13 protein-coding genes are annotated in these 16,065 nt (G+C 71.3%); 12 read left to right on the forward strand and 1 reads right to left on the reverse strand.

Annotated features, from left to right (window positions below):
• The first annotated feature begins 63 nt into the window (after positions 1-63).
• The 12 genes from EDC34_RS04525 (at position 64) to EDC34_RS04580 (ending at position 12,922) form a co-directional block, all read left to right on the forward strand.
• The gene (locus EDC34_RS04525) at positions 64-219 is read left to right on the forward strand and encodes a DUF1328 domain-containing protein (RefSeq protein WP_114959345.1); all 156 of its coding nucleotides are present in this window, start codon (positions 64-66) and stop codon (positions 217-219) included.
• 59 nt (positions 220-278) lie between these two features.
• Positions 279-917: a ubiquinone biosynthesis accessory factor UbiJ gene (locus tag EDC34_RS04530; protein WP_114959344.1), complete on the forward strand. Its 639-nt coding sequence runs from the start codon at positions 279-281 to the stop codon at positions 915-917.
• Complete coding sequence (gene ubiB / locus EDC34_RS04535) at positions 914-2,566, forward strand: ubiquinone biosynthesis regulatory protein kinase UbiB (protein WP_114959343.1); 1,653 nt, start codon at positions 914-916, stop codon at positions 2,564-2,566. Before EDC34_RS04530 ends, ubiB begins: the two co-directional genes overlap by 4 nt.
• Before the next feature lie 85 nt (positions 2,567-2,651).
• Entirely contained in the window at positions 2,652-3,578 is a 927-nt protein-coding gene (locus EDC34_RS04540; RefSeq protein WP_114959342.1) for a cation diffusion facilitator family transporter, read from the forward strand.
• Complete coding sequence (locus EDC34_RS04545; RefSeq protein ID WP_114959341.1) at positions 3,571-4,290, forward strand: pseudouridine synthase; 720 nt, start codon at positions 3,571-3,573, stop codon at positions 4,288-4,290. Before EDC34_RS04540 ends, EDC34_RS04545 begins: the two co-directional genes overlap by 8 nt.
• Before the next feature lie 9 nt (positions 4,291-4,299).
• Positions 4,300-4,713: an alternative ribosome rescue aminoacyl-tRNA hydrolase ArfB gene (gene arfB, locus EDC34_RS04550; protein WP_114959340.1), complete on the forward strand. Its 414-nt coding sequence runs from the start codon at positions 4,300-4,302 to the stop codon at positions 4,711-4,713.
• Positions 4,710-5,330: a 1-acyl-sn-glycerol-3-phosphate acyltransferase gene (locus EDC34_RS04555; protein ID WP_114959339.1), complete on the forward strand. Its 621-nt coding sequence runs from the start codon at positions 4,710-4,712 to the stop codon at positions 5,328-5,330. Before arfB ends, EDC34_RS04555 begins: the two co-directional genes overlap by 4 nt.
• Before the next feature lie 363 nt (positions 5,331-5,693).
• Positions 5,694-6,767 carry a HEAT repeat domain-containing protein gene (locus EDC34_RS04560; protein ID WP_114959338.1) on the forward strand — a complete coding sequence of 358 codons (1,074 nt, stop codon included), beginning with the start codon at positions 5,694-5,696 and terminating at the stop codon, positions 6,765-6,767.
• Entirely contained in the window at positions 6,764-8,296 is a 1,533-nt protein-coding gene (locus EDC34_RS04565) for a glycosyltransferase family 2 protein (protein ID WP_205388032.1), read from the forward strand. Before EDC34_RS04560 ends, EDC34_RS04565 begins: the two co-directional genes overlap by 4 nt.
• Positions 8,293-9,576 (forward strand): YaiO family outer membrane beta-barrel protein, encoded by a 1,284-nt coding sequence (locus EDC34_RS04570; RefSeq protein WP_114959337.1) that lies wholly within the window; start codon positions 8,293-8,295, stop codon positions 9,574-9,576. The genes EDC34_RS04565 and EDC34_RS04570 overlap by 4 nt, the downstream gene beginning before the upstream one ends.
• The gene (locus EDC34_RS04575; RefSeq protein ID WP_132982852.1) at positions 9,573-11,948 is read left to right on the forward strand and encodes an LTA synthase family protein; all 2,376 of its coding nucleotides are present in this window, start codon (positions 9,573-9,575) and stop codon (positions 11,946-11,948) included. Before EDC34_RS04570 ends, EDC34_RS04575 begins: the two co-directional genes overlap by 4 nt.
• The gene (locus EDC34_RS04580) at positions 11,945-12,922 is read left to right on the forward strand and encodes a hypothetical protein (protein ID WP_114959335.1); all 978 of its coding nucleotides are present in this window, start codon (positions 11,945-11,947) and stop codon (positions 12,920-12,922) included. Before EDC34_RS04575 ends, EDC34_RS04580 begins: the two co-directional genes overlap by 4 nt.
• Positions 12,923-12,964: 42 nt before the next feature.
• On the opposite strand, the gene EDC34_RS04585 is transcribed toward EDC34_RS04580, so the two are convergent.
• The gene (locus EDC34_RS04585; protein WP_114959334.1) at positions 12,965-16,018 is read right to left on the reverse strand and encodes a TonB-dependent receptor; all 3,054 of its coding nucleotides are present in this window, start codon (positions 16,016-16,018) and stop codon (positions 12,965-12,967) included.
• Positions 16,019-16,065 lie beyond the last annotated feature (47 nt).

Below are 16,065 nucleotides of genomic sequence, written 5' to 3' on the forward strand. Positions count from 1 at the left end.
ACGACCGCCCGGGCGCGACCCTCGGCTCCACGCCAATCCGGCGTGCCCGCACGGAGTTGCCAGATGCTGCATTACGCGCTCGTCTTCCTCGTCATTGCCCTGATCGCGGCGTTCCTGGGCTTCAGCGGCCTGGCGGGCCTGGCCGCCACGATCGCCAAGATCCTCTTCATCGTGTTCCTGATCCTTGCGGTGGCTGCATTCCTGCGCAAGAAGACCTGAAGCGGACGGCCGCGGACGGCGGCGTCCTGCACGGGCATGGCGCACCCTACAATGCGCCCATGACCGAGCTCCCCTTCAACTGGAAGCAGCCTGCCGGGCGGGCGCTGGAAGCCGCGCTCAACCGCGCGCTGGCGCTGGACCCGGAGACCCGCGCCACGCTGCCGGCGCTGGATGGCCGGCGCATCGCGCTGCACCTGGCGGCGCCGCCGCTGGCGCTGGAGATCCGGGTGGACGGCGAGGCGCTGCGGGTGGGGCCGCCGGATGCGGCGCAGGCACCCGACCTCGGCGTGCGCGCCAGCCTCGGCGCGCTGCTGCGCCAGCTGCCGCCGCTGCGCGATACGTCCGCGCCGCCGGTGGGGCAGCTGCGGATCGAGGGCGATGCCGAATTGGCGCGCCGCCTGCAGAAGCTGGCGCAGCGTTTCGATCCCGACTGGCAGCTGCCGTTCGTGGCCGTGTTCGGCGAGGTGCTGGGCGTGCAGGTGGCGAAGGCGGTGGCCGTCGCGCTGCGCCAGGCGCAGGGCGCAGGGCGCCATCTCGCGCAGGCGGCGGCCGAGTACGTCACCGAGGAGAGCCGCGACGTGGTGGCGCGCGCCGAACTGGACGCCTTCCACGACGACGTGGACGCGCTGCGCGATGACGTCGAGCGGCTGGCGGCGAAGATCGCGCGGTTGCGTCGGCAGCGGGGATTGCCGGCATGAGGTCGGCGCTGCGGGCCTGGCGGATCGGCCGCGTGCTGTTGCGCTACCGGCTGGATGCTCTGCTGGACGGCACCCCGGCCGAGCGCTGGCTGACCCTGATGCGGCCGCTGGTGCCACGCGCCCCGCGCGAGGTGGCCAGCCTGTCGCGCGGCGCGCGCCTGCGCCTGGCACTGCAGGCGCTGGGGCCGATCTTCGTCAAGTTCGGGCAGATCCTGTCCACCCGCCGCGACCTGGTGCCGCCCGACATCGCCGACGAATTGGCGCTGCTGCAGGACCGGGTGGCGCCGTTCCCGGGCGAGCAGGCGCGCGCGCTGGTGGAGCAGGGGCTGGGGCGCGCGATCGAGGCCGCCTACGCCAGCTTCGACACCGTGCCGCTGGCCTCGGCCAGCATCGCCCAGGTGCACGCCGCGACCCTGCACGACGGGCGCGAGGTGGTGGTGAAGGTGCTGCGCCCCGGCATCGATGCCCTGATCGCCTCCGACATCGCCCTGCTCGAGAGCATCGCTGCGATCGTCGAGCGCGCGCATCCGCGCGCCGACAAGATCCGCCCGCGCGAGGTGGTGGCCGAGATCGAGAACACCCTCGCCGCCGAGCTGGACCTGCAGCGCGAGGCCGGCAACGCCAGCCTGCTGCGCCGCAACTGGGCCGGCTCGCCCGACCTCTACGTGCCCGAGGTGATCTGGAGCCATACCGCCGAGCGGGTGCTGACGCTGGAGCGCGTGCGCGGCATCCCGTCCGACGACATCGCCGCGCTGGATGCCGCCGGGATCGACCGCAAGGCGCTGGCGGCCAAGGGCGTGCGCGTGTTCTACCAGCAGGTGTTCCGCGACAACTTCTTCCACGCCGATGCCCACGCCGGCAACATCTGGGTGGACCCGGAGCGCAAGGCCGACCCGCGCTTCATCGCGCTGGATTTCGGGATCATGGGCCAGCTCTCGCGCGACGACCAGTACTGGCTCGCCGAGAACTTCATGGCGATCTTCAACCGCGACTACCGCCGCATCGCGGAGCTGCACGTGCAGGCCGGGTGGATGCCGGCGCACATCCGCCTGGACGAGCTGGAGGCGGCGGCGCGCGCGGTGTGCGAGCCGTACTTCACCCGCCCGCTGAGCGAGATCTCGCTGGCCGAGGTGCTGGTCAAGCTGTTCCGCACCGCGCAGCGCTACGAGCTGACCTTGCAGCCGCAGCTGATCCTGCTGCAAAAGACGCTGCTGAACATCGAGGGCGTGGGCCGCCAGCTGGACCCGCAGATCGACATCTGGGCGGTGGCCAGGCCGGTGCTGGAGGACATCCTGGCCGAGCGCTACAGCCCGCGCCGGCTGCTGGGCGAGCTGCGCAAGCAGGTGCCGGAACTGGTGACCCGCGCGCCGGAGATGCCGCGCCTGCTGCACGCGTGGTTGCAGCAGCAGGTGGAGGGAAGGCACGAGCTGGCGATGCGCTCGGCCGACGTGCGTGAGATCGCCCAGGTCTTGGTGCAGATGCAGCGCCGGATCGTGGCCTCGGTGCTGGGGGTGGGGCTGCTGATCGCCGCCGCACTCCTGTACGCGCTGGACGCGGGTGGCCCGCGCCTGCTGGCGCTGCCGGTCTCGGCGTGGATCGCCGGGCTCGGCGGGCTGTGGGCGGTATTCGCGGCCTGGCCGCGGCGCTGACCGCGGCCGTTCCGTTCGCCACTGCAATTGTGTACCAGCGCGGCGGCGGCTAGGGTGCCGCGCAATTTCCGCAGGAGCACCCGCGATGGGCGCAGGCCATTCCCACGACCACCACGATTCGCACGGCCACAGCCACGTGCCGAGCGAGATCCGCCACGAACGGCCGCTGTGGATCGCGTTCGCGCTGACCCTGCTGTTCATGCTGGTGGAAGTGGCGGGCGGCCTGTGGAGCAACAGCTTGGCGCTGCTGTCGGATGCGGCGCACATGTTCACCGACGTGATGGCGCTGGGCATCTCGCTGTTCGCGGTGCGCATGGCGCGACGCCCGGCGGATGCGCGCCGCACCTACGGCTACGCGCGGATGGAGGCGCTGGGCGCGCTGGCCAACAGCGGCCTGCTGTTCGTGGCCGCCGGCATCATCCTGTGGGAGGCGGTGGGCCGCCTGCGCACGCCGCAGCCGGTGGCGCTGGATGCCATGCTGGGGGTCGCGGTGCTGGGGCTGGTGGTGAACCTGGTGTCGATGCGGCTGCTGGCGGCGGGCGCCGGCGAGAGCCTGAACGTGCGCGGCGCCTATCTCGAGGTATGGAGCGACATGCTCGGCTCGCTGGGTGTGATCGCGGGCGCGCTGCTGATCCGCTATACCGGCTGGACCCTGCTGGACCCGATCATCGCGGTGCTGATCGCGCTGTGGGTGCTGCCGCGCACCTGGGCCTTGCTGCGCGCGGCCGGGCAGGTCTTGATGCAGGGCGTGCCGGCCGGGCTGGACATCGACGCCGTGCGCGATGCCATGCAGGCCGTGCCCGGCGTGGCCGCGGTGCACGACCTGCACGTGTGGGCGCTGGGCTCGCGCGAGCCGATCCTGACCGCGCACGTGCTGCTGGCGGAGGCCGCTGCCGATGCCGACGGCGTGCGCGTGCAGGTCGCGGCGATGCTGCAGGCGCGCTTCGATATCGACCACGCCACCCTGCAGGTGGAGGCGCGGCATTGCGGGGCCGAGGGCCTGCATGACTGAGCCGGCACCGCTGCCAGTGCTGTATCAGGATGTGGCGCTGGCGGTGGTGGGCAAGCCGGCCGGGCTGATGGTGCACGACAGCGCGCTGGCGCGCGGCGTCACCGAATTCGCCGCCGACCACCTGCGCGCGCAGTTCGGGCGGTCGATCCACCTGGTCCACCGCCTCGATCGCGCCACCAGCGGCTGCCTGCTGCTGGCGTTCGACCGTGACACCGCCTCCGCGCTCGGCAAGATGCTGATGTCGCGCGAGGTCGAGAAGGACTACTGGGCGATCTGCCGCGGCTGGCCGGCGGAGCGCGAATTCGTGGTTGACCACCCGCTGGACGGCGGCCCCGGCAAGCCGCAGAAGAAGGAGGCGCGCACCGCGTTCGAGGTGCTGGCCACCTGCGAGCTGCCGCTGCCGTCCGCGGGCTTTCCGACCTCGCGCTATGCCTGGCTGCGCGCCAGCCCGCACACCGGCCGCTTCCGCCAGATCCGCCGCCACCTCAAGCATGTCTCGCACCACCTGATCGGCGACTCCAGCCACGGCGATGGCCGCCACAATCGCCATTTCCGCATGCTCGGCATCCACCGCATGCTGCTGCACGCGCGCCGGCTGGCGTTCGCACATCCGCAGACCGGCCAGCGCATCGAGGTGCTGGCGCCGGTGGACGCGGAGTTCGCCAGGGCGCTGGCCCTGTTCGGCCCGCAGCCGGCCGTAGGCCTCGTTTAAGATCGACGGATGCAGGTCGGCCCGCTTTCCATTCCCGAACACGAACTGGTGGAGCGCTTCGTGCGCGCCTCCGGGCCGGGCGGGCAGAACGTCAACAAGGTCGCCACCGCGGTCGAGCTGCGCTTCGACGTGGCCGCTTCGCCCGCGCTGCCGGAGATGGTGCGCGCGCGCCTGCTGGCCCGGCGCGACCGGCGTATGACCACGGACGGGGTGCTGGTGCTGTCGGCGCAGCGCTTCCGCACCCAGGAACGCAACCGCGAGGACGCGCGCGCGCGGCTGGCCGCCTTCATCGAAAGCGGGCTACGCGCGCCGACGCCGCGCATCGCCACCCGGCCCACCCGCGCCGCGAAGGAGCGCCGCCTCGGCGAGAAGCGCGTGCGCGCCGCGCGCAAGCAGGGCCGCAGTGGGCGGGGCTGGGAATGAACGGCGACGCGCACAACGGGGTGGTACCGGCGCTGCCGCCGCGGGTGCCGCGGATGCCGCACGGGCGGTTCGCGCCCTGGTTGGGGCGGACGGTGCTGCGGCTGGGCGGCTGGCGGGTGGAGGGCGAACTGCCAGACATTCCCAAGGCCGTGGTGATCGCCGCGCCGCATTCGTCCAACTGGGACGGCTTCTGGGGCATCGCGGCCAAGCTGGCGCTGGGGATCCGGCTGTCGATCCTGGGCAAGCACACCCTGTTCCGCATCCCGCTGCTGGCCCCCTTGCTGCGCTGGCAGGGGGTGATTCCGGTCAACCGCGCCGCCCCGCAGGGGGTGGTGGAGCAGGCGGTGGCGGCCATGCGTGCGCGCGAGGTGATCTGGTATGCGATGGCGCCGGAAGGCACCCGCCGCCAGGTGGCGCAGTGGAAGCCGGGGTTCTGGCGGATCGCGCATGCGGCGCAGGTGCCGGTGGTGGTGGCCGCGTTCGACTACCCGCGGCGCCGGATCGTGCTCGGCCCGGCGTTTGCCACCAGCGGCGACATGGCGGCGGACATCGCGGGCATCCAGCGCTGGTACGCGCCGTTCCGGGGCCGCCACCACGACGTGGTGCAGCCCGGCTGAATGCGGTCGCCCCGCGGCCGGAACTGACGCAGTGCGTCAGTTCCACTTCCAGAATTTCATGAATTTCCCGTGGCAAACCCGCGACTCCGGGTTTGGCATGGGAATTGCGTCGCAGTTTTCGCGTGCGCCGTGTGCGCGCGCCGGGATACCGCCCCGCAAGGCCCTTCCGGGCGGCGCGCGCTGCGTGCGGCCGGGAGTAGTGCGGCTGGCGGGAAATGAGGGCAGTGCGGCGGCATCAGGTGCGTCGATGGGTACGGAAAGTTAAGGGAGCAGCAGCGGTTTGAATCGGTCATGGCCAGCGATGGAAGGTGTCGGGCGGCGCGCATGCGCGCGGCTGGCATTGGCGCGCGCGGAGGCCGGCCGATGAACGTCTTCGACCTGCTCTACAGCAGCGACCCGCGGGTGGTGTTCGCGTTCTGGGTGGGCCTGAGCATGACCGTGGCCTCGCTGGTTCTGTTCGTGGCGGTGCTGGTGCTGCGCCGGCTGGCGCAGCGGCGCGAGCGCCAGCACCAGCAGGCCGTCGCGCGCTGGCGGGCACTGCTGGAGGACGCGATGCGCGACGGCCTGCCCGCGCGGCTGCCGCTGCTGCTCGAGTACGAGATGACCGGTTTCATGGAGGCTTGGAACGCGCTGCACGAGCTGCCGCAGGGCGTGGACAACCTGGGCATGCACCAGCTGGCGTGGGAAGTCGGGCTGGCGCCGAAGCTGGAAAAGATCGCCAGCAGCGGCCGCTTCCATGACCGGGTGATGGCGATCATCGCGCTCGGCCACCTGCGCAGCGTGTCCAGCTTCAGCCGGATCGAGCCGCTGCTGGACGACCCCAGCCCGATCGTCTCGATCAGCGCCGCGCGCGCCTTGATGCGGATCGATGCCGCACGCGCGGTGGAACGGGTGGTGCCGCAGATCGAGGCGCGCCAGGACTGGGTGGACGGCGGCGTGGCGCAGATCCTGTCGGAAACCGATGCCGAGGTGGTGCAGGGCCCGCTGAGCGGCGCCGCGCTGCGCGCCAACGACGAGGTGGCGCCGCGCATGGTGCGTTTCCTGGCCGGGGTCAGCCCGCAGGCGGCGGCCCCGGTGATCCGCCGCATCCTGTCCGAGCCGCACGACGAGCACCTGGTCTCGACCTGCCTGCAGGTGATGACCGAGGCCGCCGACCTCGACAAGGTGCGGCCACTGCTGGCGCATCCGCGCTGGCACGTGCGCATGCACGCGGCGGCGGCGCTGGGCCGGCTGGGCAATGCGCGCGATGCCGAGGCGCTGCTGCCGCTGCTGGGCGACACCCAGTGGTGGGTGCGCTACCGCAGCGCGCAGGCGCTGCAGCACCTGCTGGGCGACGACGAGGCGCTGGCGCGCATCCGCGAACGCCAGCAGGACCGCTACGCGCGCGACATCCTCACCCAGGTGCTGGCCGAGCAACACCTGCAGGTGGCGGCATGAGCCTCGCCGCCCAGGCCCTGGCCATGCCCGCCATCCCGGCCGCGCTGGCGACCACCCTGGAGGCCCTGCAGTGGGCCTTCCTGCTGTATTTCGTCAGCATCAACGCGGTGTACCTGGGGCTGAACTTCATCGCGATGTTCGCGATCCTGCGCTACACCCGCGAGCACGGCGCCAGCTTCCGCCTGCGCAATTTCGCCGAGTACCAGCCGCCGGTCAGCATCCTGGTGCCGGCCTGCAACGAGGAAAAGACCATCGTCGCCACCGTGCGCTCGCTGCTGCGGCTGGGCTATCCCAACTTCGAGGTGGTGGTCGTCAACGACGGCTCGCGCGATGGCACCCTGCGCGCGGTGGTGGAGGAGTTCGGGCTGGTGGAGTTCCCGGAGGCGTACCGCGCGCGCCTGAAGACCGCGCCGGTCAAGCGCATCTTCGTCTCCCCCGGCAACGGCCGGGTGCGCCTGGTGGACAAGGAGAACGGCGGCAAGGCGGACGCGCTGAACGCCGGCATCAACACCGCCCGCTACCCGCTGTTCTGCGTGGTCGATGCCGACTGCATCCTGCAGGAGGACAGCCTGGCGCGGGTGGTGCAGCCGTTCCTGGAGGACTCGCGGATGATCGCCGCCGGCGGCGTGATCCGCATCGTCAACGGCTGCAAGGTCAAGGACGGGCTGCTGTCGGAGATCGACCTGCCGGACCGGCTGCTGCCGCTGACGCAGACCCTGGAATACCTGCGCGCGTTCCTGTTCGGGCGCCTGGGCTGGTCGCCGCTGAACGCGCTGCTGATCATCTCCGGCGCGTTCGGCGTGTTCTACAAGGAGCGCGTGATCGCCGCCGGCGGCTACAAGAGCGACCTGGTCGGCGAGGACATGGAAATGGTGGTGCGCCTGCACAACCAGATGCGCGAGGAGAAACGGCCCTACCGGATCGCGTTCGTGCCCGACCCGATCTGCTGGACCGAGGTGCCGTCCGACCTGCGCTCGCTGTACAACCAGCGCGTGCGCTGGCAGCAGGGCCTGGCCGAGAGCCTGTTCGGGAACTGGCGGCTGATGGCCCGGCGCAACGGCGGCATGGTCGGCTGGGTGGCGTACCCGTTCATGCTGCTGTTCGAATGCCTGGGGCCGCTGATCGAAGTGTTCGGGTATTTCTCGGTGATCGTGCTTGGGCTGGCCGGCATGCTGTCGCCGCAGGCGTTTTTCGTGTTCCTGTTCGCCTCGGTCGGGCTGGGGATCCTGCTGTCGGTGAATGCGATGATGCTAGAAGAAATCTCGTTCCACCTCTACCCGCGCCCTGGCCAGCAGCTGAAGCTGTTCCTGGTGGCGGTGCTGGAGAACTTCGGCTACCGCCAGATGATGTCGCTGTTCCGGGTGGTCGGGCTGCTGCGCTGGCTGGTGCGCATGCTCCGGCTGCGGCGGCGCTCGCACTGGGGCCACATGCGCCGCAACGGCGACTGGCACGAGGACGACCCCGGGGAGGCAGGCGCCGGCGCCGCCGCTTCCCGTCCCCTGCAATCCGCGCCGGGAGCGACCCGATGATCCTGCTGTCCCCGGCCGTGCTGCAGGCGGCCGCCCTCCTCGCGGGCAGTCCCGCTGCGACCGCGCCGTTGCAGGTCGCGCCGCCCGTGGCCACCGCGCAGGAAGATGCCGAGACCTTGCGTCTGCGCCAGGCGCGCGAACTGGCCACGTCCGGCGACCCGGGCAAGCGCGCGCAGGCGCTGGCCCTGTACGCGGCGATGCTGCAGGACTCGTCCGGCAACAGCGACGTGCTGCTGGCGCGCGGCCGCACCTATGCCTGGGACGGGCGCTATGCCGAGGCCGAGGTCGACCTGCGCGCGGTGACCGCGGCCAAGCCCGGCTATGCCGATGCCTGGTCGGCGCTGGGCGATTTGTACCTGTGGAGCGACCGTCCGCGCGAAGCGGCGGCGGCGTATGCGCGCTGGGTCGCGCTGGCGCCGACGGACGCCGCTGCGTATCTGGCCCGTGGGCGCGCCTGGCGCGCCGCCGGCGAGCGCGATGCCGCGCGTGCGGATTTCGATGCAGCCGCGGCGCACGGCGCCGATCCGGCGCAGGTGGCCGCGCTGCTTGCCAGCCTGCGTCCGGCCGCCGCGCCCGAGGCGCTGCGCAGCGACGGCTACCGCTGGCAGCTACGGGCCGGGCTCGACCGCACCGCCTTCAGCGGCGGCCGCGATGCCTGGACCGATGCCGGCGTTTCGCTGCGGCGCTATTTCCCGCGCGGCTCGCTGGCGCTGGAATGGCTGAGCGCCGACCACTTCCGCCAGCGCGACGATGCCTGGGCGCTGGATGGCTACGCCAGCCTGTGGGCACGCGCCTACGCCAACCTGCGCTACCAGCAGGGCCCGGCGTCCGGGGTGCTGCCGCGCACGGCGTGGCGGGCGGAGCTGTTCCAGGGCGTGGGCAGCGGCTGGGAGCTGTCGGCCAGCGTGGACCACCTGCGCTTTTCCACCACCACCGCGTTCTACGGGGTGGGGGTGGGCCGCTACTGGGGCGACTGGTACGCCCGCTACAAGCTGCAGCACGTGCCCGGCGTGGGCTCCGGCAGCTGGAGCCAGCGCGTGCAGCTGCGCAACTACTACCACGGCAATGCCGACGACTACTGGGAAGTCAGCGCCGGCCACGGCCGCAGCGTGGACCTCGACCGCGGTGGCGCGCTGGTGCGCAACAGCAATGCCGTGCTGGGGGTGTCGTGGGTGCGCTATTTCGGCAGCTGGGGCCTCAAGCTCGGCGCCGGCTATGCCGACGATGCCGACGGGTTCAACGAGCGCCAGCTCTCCTTCGCGCTGTACCGACGCTGGTGAGGCGGGATAACGCACCCCGGCCCGCGGACGACGGGCGCGAAGGCGCGGGCGCACGCCTGCTGGCGTGGTTGCCGGCGCTGCTGGTGGCGCAGCTGGTGCTGGCGCTGTGGGCGGGCGCGCGTGCGCTGCCGCCGGGCGCGGGCGTGGCGGCGTGGGCGCTGGCCGTGGCCGGGCAGCTGCTGTTCCTGCTGCGCGCGCTGCCGCTGCTGCTGCCGGCCAGCCTCGCGCTGGCCGCGCTCCCGGCGCGGCGCTGGGCGCTGCTGGGGGTCGGCGCCTGCTGGGCGCTGTTCCTGCTGGCGCAGGCGCTGCTGGAGCAGTACTTCCTCACCGCCGGCGTGGCGCTCGGCGCCGACCTGTTCGGCTACCGGCTGGAGGAAATCCGCACCACCCTCGGCGGTGCCGGCGGCGAGCTCGGCCTCATCGGCGCGGTCGGCCTGCTGCTGCCGCTGCTGGTGCTGGCGGTGCTGCTCGCCTGGCGCGCACGCCGCCCTCGGCCGGCGCGGCGTGGCGTGCTGGCGGTGCTGGTGCTAGCCGGGCTGGCGGCCTGGGCGCTGCCGCTGGCGCCCGGCGTTTCCCTGCTGCGCGGCGAGGCGGTGCGCGCCGCGGCCACCAGCAAGGGGGCCTATTTCGTGGCCGACAGCCTGCGCTGGTGGCGCGCACGGGACATCCCCGCGATCGCCAGCGCCAGCGCCGCCGCGCCGACGGCGACCGTGGCGGCGGGCGGCGATCCGGCCTATCCCTTCCTGCATGCGGACGCCACCCCGGATGCGCTGGGCGCGTACTTCGGCCCCACCCGCGACGGCCGCCCGCCGAACGTGGTGGTGATCGTGGTCGAGGGCCTGGGCCGCTCGTTCTCCGGCCCGGAGGCGGCGCTCGGCAGCTTCACCCCGTTCCTGGACGAACTGGTCGGGCGCAGCCTGTACTTCGACAACTTCCTCGCCAACCAGGGCCGCACCTTCGGCGTGCTGCCCTCGCTGCTGGCCTCGCTGCCGATGGCCGAGCAGGGCTTCACCGCGCTGGGCGCGGACATGCCCGCGCATGCCGGCCTGTTCAACGTGCTGCAGCGCCAGGGCTACCACACAGCGTTCTACAGCGGCACGAATCTGGATTTCGACGACGAGCGCATCTTCCTGCAGCGGCAGGGCGTGCAGGACATCGTGGACCTGCGCACTTTCGGCGCGGGCTACCAGCGCAACCCGTTCGATGCATGGGGTTATCCCGACCGCGAGCTGGTGGCGCGGGTGCTGGCCGACAGCCCGCGCCTGCAGGCGCCGTTCGTGCTTGGCATGCAGACCATCAGCATGCATACGAACTACCGCTTCCCCGGGCAGGAGGCCTACCGCGCGCGGCTGGAGCAGCGCCTGCAGCAGCTGGGCATCCCCGAAGCGCGACGCGCGGCCTATCGCGCGCAGTCCGATATCTTTACTGCGATCCTCTACACCGACGACCAGCTGCGGCGCTATTTCGAGGGCGTTGCCGGCGCCCCGTGGTATGCCGACACCGTCTTCGTGATCACCGGCGACCACCGCCTGCCGGAAATTCCGATGGACACCCACATCGAGCGCTACCACGTGCCGCTGCTGGTGTTCTCGCCGCTGCTCAGGCAACCGGCGCGGGTGCGCGCGGTGTCCTCGCACCTGGACGTGACGCCCTCGCTGCTGGCGCTGCTGGCGCATACCTACGGGCTCAAGCGTCCGGCGCGTGCGGCCTGGACCGGCAGCGGGCTGGACATGGCCACCACCTTCCGCAGCACCCACGAGTTTCCGCTGAAGCAGACCAAGACCAGCGCGCTGGATTTCGTCTCCGGGCGCTGGTTCCTGCACGACAGCACGCTGTTCGAATTGCAGGACGGCCTGCGCACTTCCGAGGTGGACGATGCCGACCTGCGCGCGCAGGTGCAGGCGCGCCTGCAGGCGTATGAGGCCGCGAACGCCGCATTCCTGCGCAGCCGCCGGCTGTCGCCGGAGGGCGCGGTCCCGGCGCTGGTGGCCTGGCGCGAGGCGCCCGCCGCCGCGCCGCAGGCGGTACAGGCCGCCGCGCCCGGACTCGGGGTGGAGGCACTGGCTGTGGCGGTGGCGGCCGACGGCATCCACCTGCAGGCCGGGTTCGCCAATGGCGACGGCCATGATTCCACGCGCTTCGTCCCGCTGGCGGTGCTCACCACGGAGGACGGGCGCGAGCTGCACGAAAGCTATGGCCCGGCCCTGCGCCTGCCCGCACAGGGGCAGCAGCGGGTGTCACTGGTGCTGCCGCGGCCGGCGGCGCCGGGGCGCTATTTCGTCTCGGTGCGGCCGTCCGATCCGGACACCGGCAAGCCCCTGGGGCGCGGGCGCTACCATGTGCCGGTGGACATCGCGGGCGCCACGCAATGAGCCTGCGCCGTGCCGGTGGCTGGCTGCTCGCCGCGCTGCTGGCGGTGATCGCCAGTGCCGCCGCGCAGACGCCGGAATCGCGCGCGGACGGCGGCCACGCGCCGCGCGCGGTCTGGATCTGGGAAGCCGACGCGTACGCGATGCTGACCGCTCCGCAGGTCGCCGACGAAGCGCTGGCCTTCCTGCAGCGCAAGCGCATCGGCATCCTCTACCTGTATGCGGATGCCTACCAGGAGCGCAACCTGCTGGTGCAGCAGCCGCAGCGCTACCGCGGCCTGATCCGCGCCGCGCATGCGCGCGGGATGCGTGTGTACGCCCTGCTCGGCTCGTGGTACCTGCATACCGAGCGTTACGTGCTGCCGCGCCAGCAGTACAAGGCGGTAGCGATGCTGCAGCGGGTGCTGGACTACAACGCCGCCGCCGCGCCGGACGCGCGCTTCGACGGGGTGAACTACGACATCGAGCCGCACATGCTCGATGCCTGGAATGAGACCACCCGCCCGCGCCTGCTGCGCGGCTTCCTCGACATGACCGCGGCGATGCTGGAGGCCCGGCGCAAGTCCGGGCAGGCGCTGCCGGTCGGCCCGGCGATGCCGTTCTGGTGGGATGGTATTTCCCTGGAGTGGCGCGGCGTGCGCAAGCCGGTGAGCGAGCACGTGCTCGACCTGACCGACTACGTGGCGCTGATGGACTACCGCAACTTCGCCGAAGGGCGCGACTCCATCCTCGCCCACGCCGACTCCGAAATGGCGTACGCCGACCGCGTGGGCAAGCGCGTGGTGATCGGGCTGGACTTCAACCCCGGCGAGCCGGCCAAGCTCAGCTTCCACGGCATGACCGAGGCCGCGTTCGAGGCCGAGGCGGCCAAGGTGGAAAGCGCCTACCGCGCGCGCCCGGCGTTCGCCGGTTTCGTGTTCCACCATTACGCAGGCTACCGCCGTTTCGTCGGCGAGCCGGTGCCGGAGGCGGAGTAAGGGCAGGCTGCGGCGCCGCTGGCAGCGCCGCCCCGCGCCGCGTCACTGCAACGGCTTGCCGCCCAGCTTCCAGGTCAGCTGCAGGAAGAAGCTGCGGCCGATGCTGTCGAACCACGAGGTGTCGTAGTAAGGGTAGTTGCCCCAGGTAGGATCCTTCGGCGGCATCTGGTTGAACAGGTTGTCCACCGTCAGCGCCAGGCGCAGATGGTCGTTGATGTCATAGCGCGCGCCGGCATTGAAGCGCCAGGTGGCGTGCGTCCATGCATCGTTGGCGTAATTGGCCACCCGTCCGAGGTAGGTGCCGAACAGGCTGGCACCCCATGCGCCGCGGTCCCAGTTGATCCCCAGGTTGCCCTTGGCGCGCGGCAGGGTGGTATCGCTGAAGCTCACCGCCAGCATGTCCTCGGTAGGATCGCCCGGATACTGCTGGCGGGTGTGCCGGCGCGTCCAGTTGTAGTTGCCGGTGAAGCGGAAGTCGCCTGCCGCAGTCTGCAGGCGGTAGTTGGCGGTGACGTCGATCCCCGAGGTCTGCTCGCGCGCGATGTTGATCGGCCCGAAATGCACGCTGGTGATGTCGCCGTTGCCGTCGCGGATCACCCGCGCGATGGCATCCACGCAGGTGGGCGAGTTGATGTCCACCGGCGTGCCGGTGTCGGTCTGGCCGAGCCGGCAGTTGGCCTCGGTCTGGCGCAGCAGATCGCGGTCCTGGGCCTGCACCTGGTTCTGCACGCGGATCGCGTAGTAGTCGACCGCGATGTCGAAGTCGTGGCTGGGCGACCACACGAAGCCGAACGTGGCGGATCGGCTGGTCTCCACGTCGAGCGCGATGTTGCCGGTGTAGACGTCGAAGGTGCTGATGTCGTAGCCGCCATCGTCATAGCACCAGGCGTTGCTGGCGCCAGGGTTGTCCACCCGGCACTGGTAGTAGTCGGTGGCGTAGCGGGTGCGGTAGTAATCGTTTCCGGCGAACAGGTAGTGCATGTCCGGCGCGCGGAAACCGGTGCCGTAGGAGCCGCGCACCAGCAGCGTATCCAGCGGGCGCCATTCCAGGCCCAGGCTGTAGGTGAACTTGCCGGGCTGGCGGCCAGCGTAGCGATATTGGTCGTAGCGGCCGGCGAGGCTGCCCTGCACGCTGGGCAGCAGGGGCAGGCGCAATTCGGCGGCGGCGCTCCAGTGGTTGCGGCTGCCGCGGCCGTCGCCGTAGCGCGGCCCCACGTACGCATCGTCGGTGAGCGCCAGCGGGTCGGGATTGATGCGATAGGACTGGCGGCCGAATTCCAGCGCGCCCGCGAACCCGGCATCGCCGGCCGGCAGGGCGAACAGGGCCGGGGTGTCCAGGGTCAGGCTCAGGTTGTCGTTGTCCGCCTTCGGGCGGAACACCGACATCGACGCGATGGAGGCGAACTCGGCCTCGGTCAGCGGCTTGAACAGGCGCGCCGGATCGGCGTCGTAGATGGCGTAGCCGTCGGCGTCGTAGCCCAGGCGCGGCCCCAGGAACAGGGCGTTGGCTGCCGCCGCCTTGATCCGCGGCATCGCCACGTCGGCATCGTATTGCGAGTGGTTGTAGGCCGCTTCCCAGTTCCAGTCGCGCCCGAAGCTGCCCTTGAAGCCGGTGGTGATGGCCAGGGTCTTCTGGGTGGTGGTGTTCATGCGGTTGCGCAGCCCGCCCATCTCCTCGGGCGTGAACTGGCGCGACCAGATCTCGTAATGCCCGGTGGCCTGGTTGAAGAACATCTTGTTGCGGTAGTTGTCGGTCGAGGCCGGATCGTGGAACTCCCAGCCCATGTTGTCGCTGACCACGTCGTTGCCGTTGGTGCCGGTGAGCAGTTTCACCGTCTGGCGCGCGGCCTGCACGTCCGCGAACCAGGACAGGTCGCCGGACATGCGGTACTCGAACGATCCATACGCGCTGACCCCGGTGCGCTGGTTGCGGATGGTGCGGTAGGCGATCGCACGGTCGCTGCCGCAGTAGGGCTCGCCATAGCGGTCGTAGGCCAGCACCGTGGTTCCGCCATTGAGTCCCGCCATCGCCTGGCAGCCATCCGGCGGCGCGAGATTGATATCGTCGTCCCAGTCGTACACCTGCGCGATCAGGCGCGGCAGGCGGCGGCGCGGGATCGGCGCATCCAGGGTCGAATCCTGCACCTTGCGCTGATAGCCCCACAACGGGCGCTGGTCGATCAGCTCCAGCCCCAGCACTGCGCTGAAATCACCGCGCTCGAAGCCGGTGGTCAGGGTGAGGTCGTGCGACTCGCCTCCGCCCTCGCTGGTGCCGCCGTAGCGGTAGTCGAGGATGGTGCCGTCCACCGATTTCTTGAGGATGATGTTGATCACCCCCGCCATGGCATCCGAGCCGTATACGGCGGAGGCGCTGCCGGTGAGGATCTCGATGCGCTCGATCATGCCGAGCGGGATGTTGCCGATGTCGGTGAAATTGCTGCGGCTGTTGAGCGGCAGCGGGAAGTCGGCGATCCGGCGGCCGTTGACCAGCACCAGGGTATGGTTCGGGCCCAGTCCGCGCAGGTCCACCGCCTGCGCGCCGGGAGTGGACTGCGCGCTGGTGGTGTTCTGCTGGCCCTGCACGCTGCCGCTGTTCTGGCTGAGCGAGCGCAGCACCTCGGGCAGCGTGGTCAGGCCGGCGGCCTGGATCTGCTCGGCGCTGACGATGGTGATCGGAGCCGGGCCTTCCACCTGCGCGCGCGGAATGCGGGAGCCGGTGACCTGCACCGCCTCCAGGTTGGTCACCGGAGCCTCCGCCTGCGCGGCCGGCTTGCGCGCTGGTGGCGCGGCCGGCGCATTGGCGGCCGGCACGATCAGCACGGCCCCGGAGGCGTCGCGCCGCGCGATGAAGCCACTGCCTGCCAGCAGGGCATCGAGCGCCTGCGCGGAAGGCACTTGCCCGCGCAGTCCACGGCTGCGTGCGCCCTTCAGCTGGTCCGCGCGGTACACCAGCTGGGTGCCGGTCTGGCGCGCATAGGCATCCAGCGCGGTGGCGAGGTCGCCGGCGGGGATGTCGAGGCGGGTGGCGGTTTGCGCCTGCGCCGCCAGGGCGGCGGAACAGGCGAGCGACAACAGCAGGACGCGTAGCGGTTTCATGGCGAAGATTCCCCAGTGGGCGCTCGACGTGGCGCCATCGCGGCATC

This window comes from Thermomonas haemolytica (assembly GCF_004346265.1).
In the GTDB taxonomy this organism is placed as follows: domain Bacteria; phylum Pseudomonadota; class Gammaproteobacteria; order Xanthomonadales; family Xanthomonadaceae; genus Thermomonas; species Thermomonas haemolytica.

Excerpts from the sequence above, each read along its gene's own strand:
- EDC34_RS04525 (WP_114959345.1), top strand. The coding sequence starts at position 64 with ATGCTGCATTACGCGCTCGTCTTCCTCGTCATTGCCCTGATCGCGGCG.
- EDC34_RS04530 (WP_114959344.1), top strand. The coding sequence starts at position 279 with ATGACCGAGCTCCCCTTCAACTGGAAGCAGCCTGCCGGGCGGGCGCTG.
- ubiB (WP_114959343.1), top strand. The coding sequence starts at position 914 with ATGAGGTCGGCGCTGCGGGCCTGGCGGATCGGCCGCGTGCTGTTGCGC.
- EDC34_RS04540 (WP_114959342.1), top strand. The coding sequence starts at position 2,652 with ATGGGCGCAGGCCATTCCCACGACCACCACGATTCGCACGGCCACAGC.
- EDC34_RS04545 (WP_114959341.1), top strand. The coding sequence starts at position 3,571 with ATGACTGAGCCGGCACCGCTGCCAGTGCTGTATCAGGATGTGGCGCTG.
- arfB (WP_114959340.1), top strand. The coding sequence starts at position 4,300 with ATGCAGGTCGGCCCGCTTTCCATTCCCGAACACGAACTGGTGGAGCGC.
- EDC34_RS04555 (WP_114959339.1), top strand. The coding sequence starts at position 4,710 with ATGAACGGCGACGCGCACAACGGGGTGGTACCGGCGCTGCCGCCGCGG.
- EDC34_RS04560 (WP_114959338.1), top strand. The coding sequence starts at position 5,694 with ATGAACGTCTTCGACCTGCTCTACAGCAGCGACCCGCGGGTGGTGTTC.
- EDC34_RS04565 (WP_205388032.1), top strand. The coding sequence starts at position 6,764 with ATGAGCCTCGCCGCCCAGGCCCTGGCCATGCCCGCCATCCCGGCCGCG.
- EDC34_RS04570 (WP_114959337.1), top strand. The coding sequence starts at position 8,293 with ATGATCCTGCTGTCCCCGGCCGTGCTGCAGGCGGCCGCCCTCCTCGCG.
- EDC34_RS04580 (WP_114959335.1), top strand. The coding sequence starts at position 11,945 with ATGAGCCTGCGCCGTGCCGGTGGCTGGCTGCTCGCCGCGCTGCTGGCG.
- EDC34_RS04585 (WP_114959334.1), bottom strand. The coding sequence starts at position 16,018 with ATGAAACCGCTACGCGTCCTGCTGTTGTCGCTCGCCTGTTCCGCCGCC.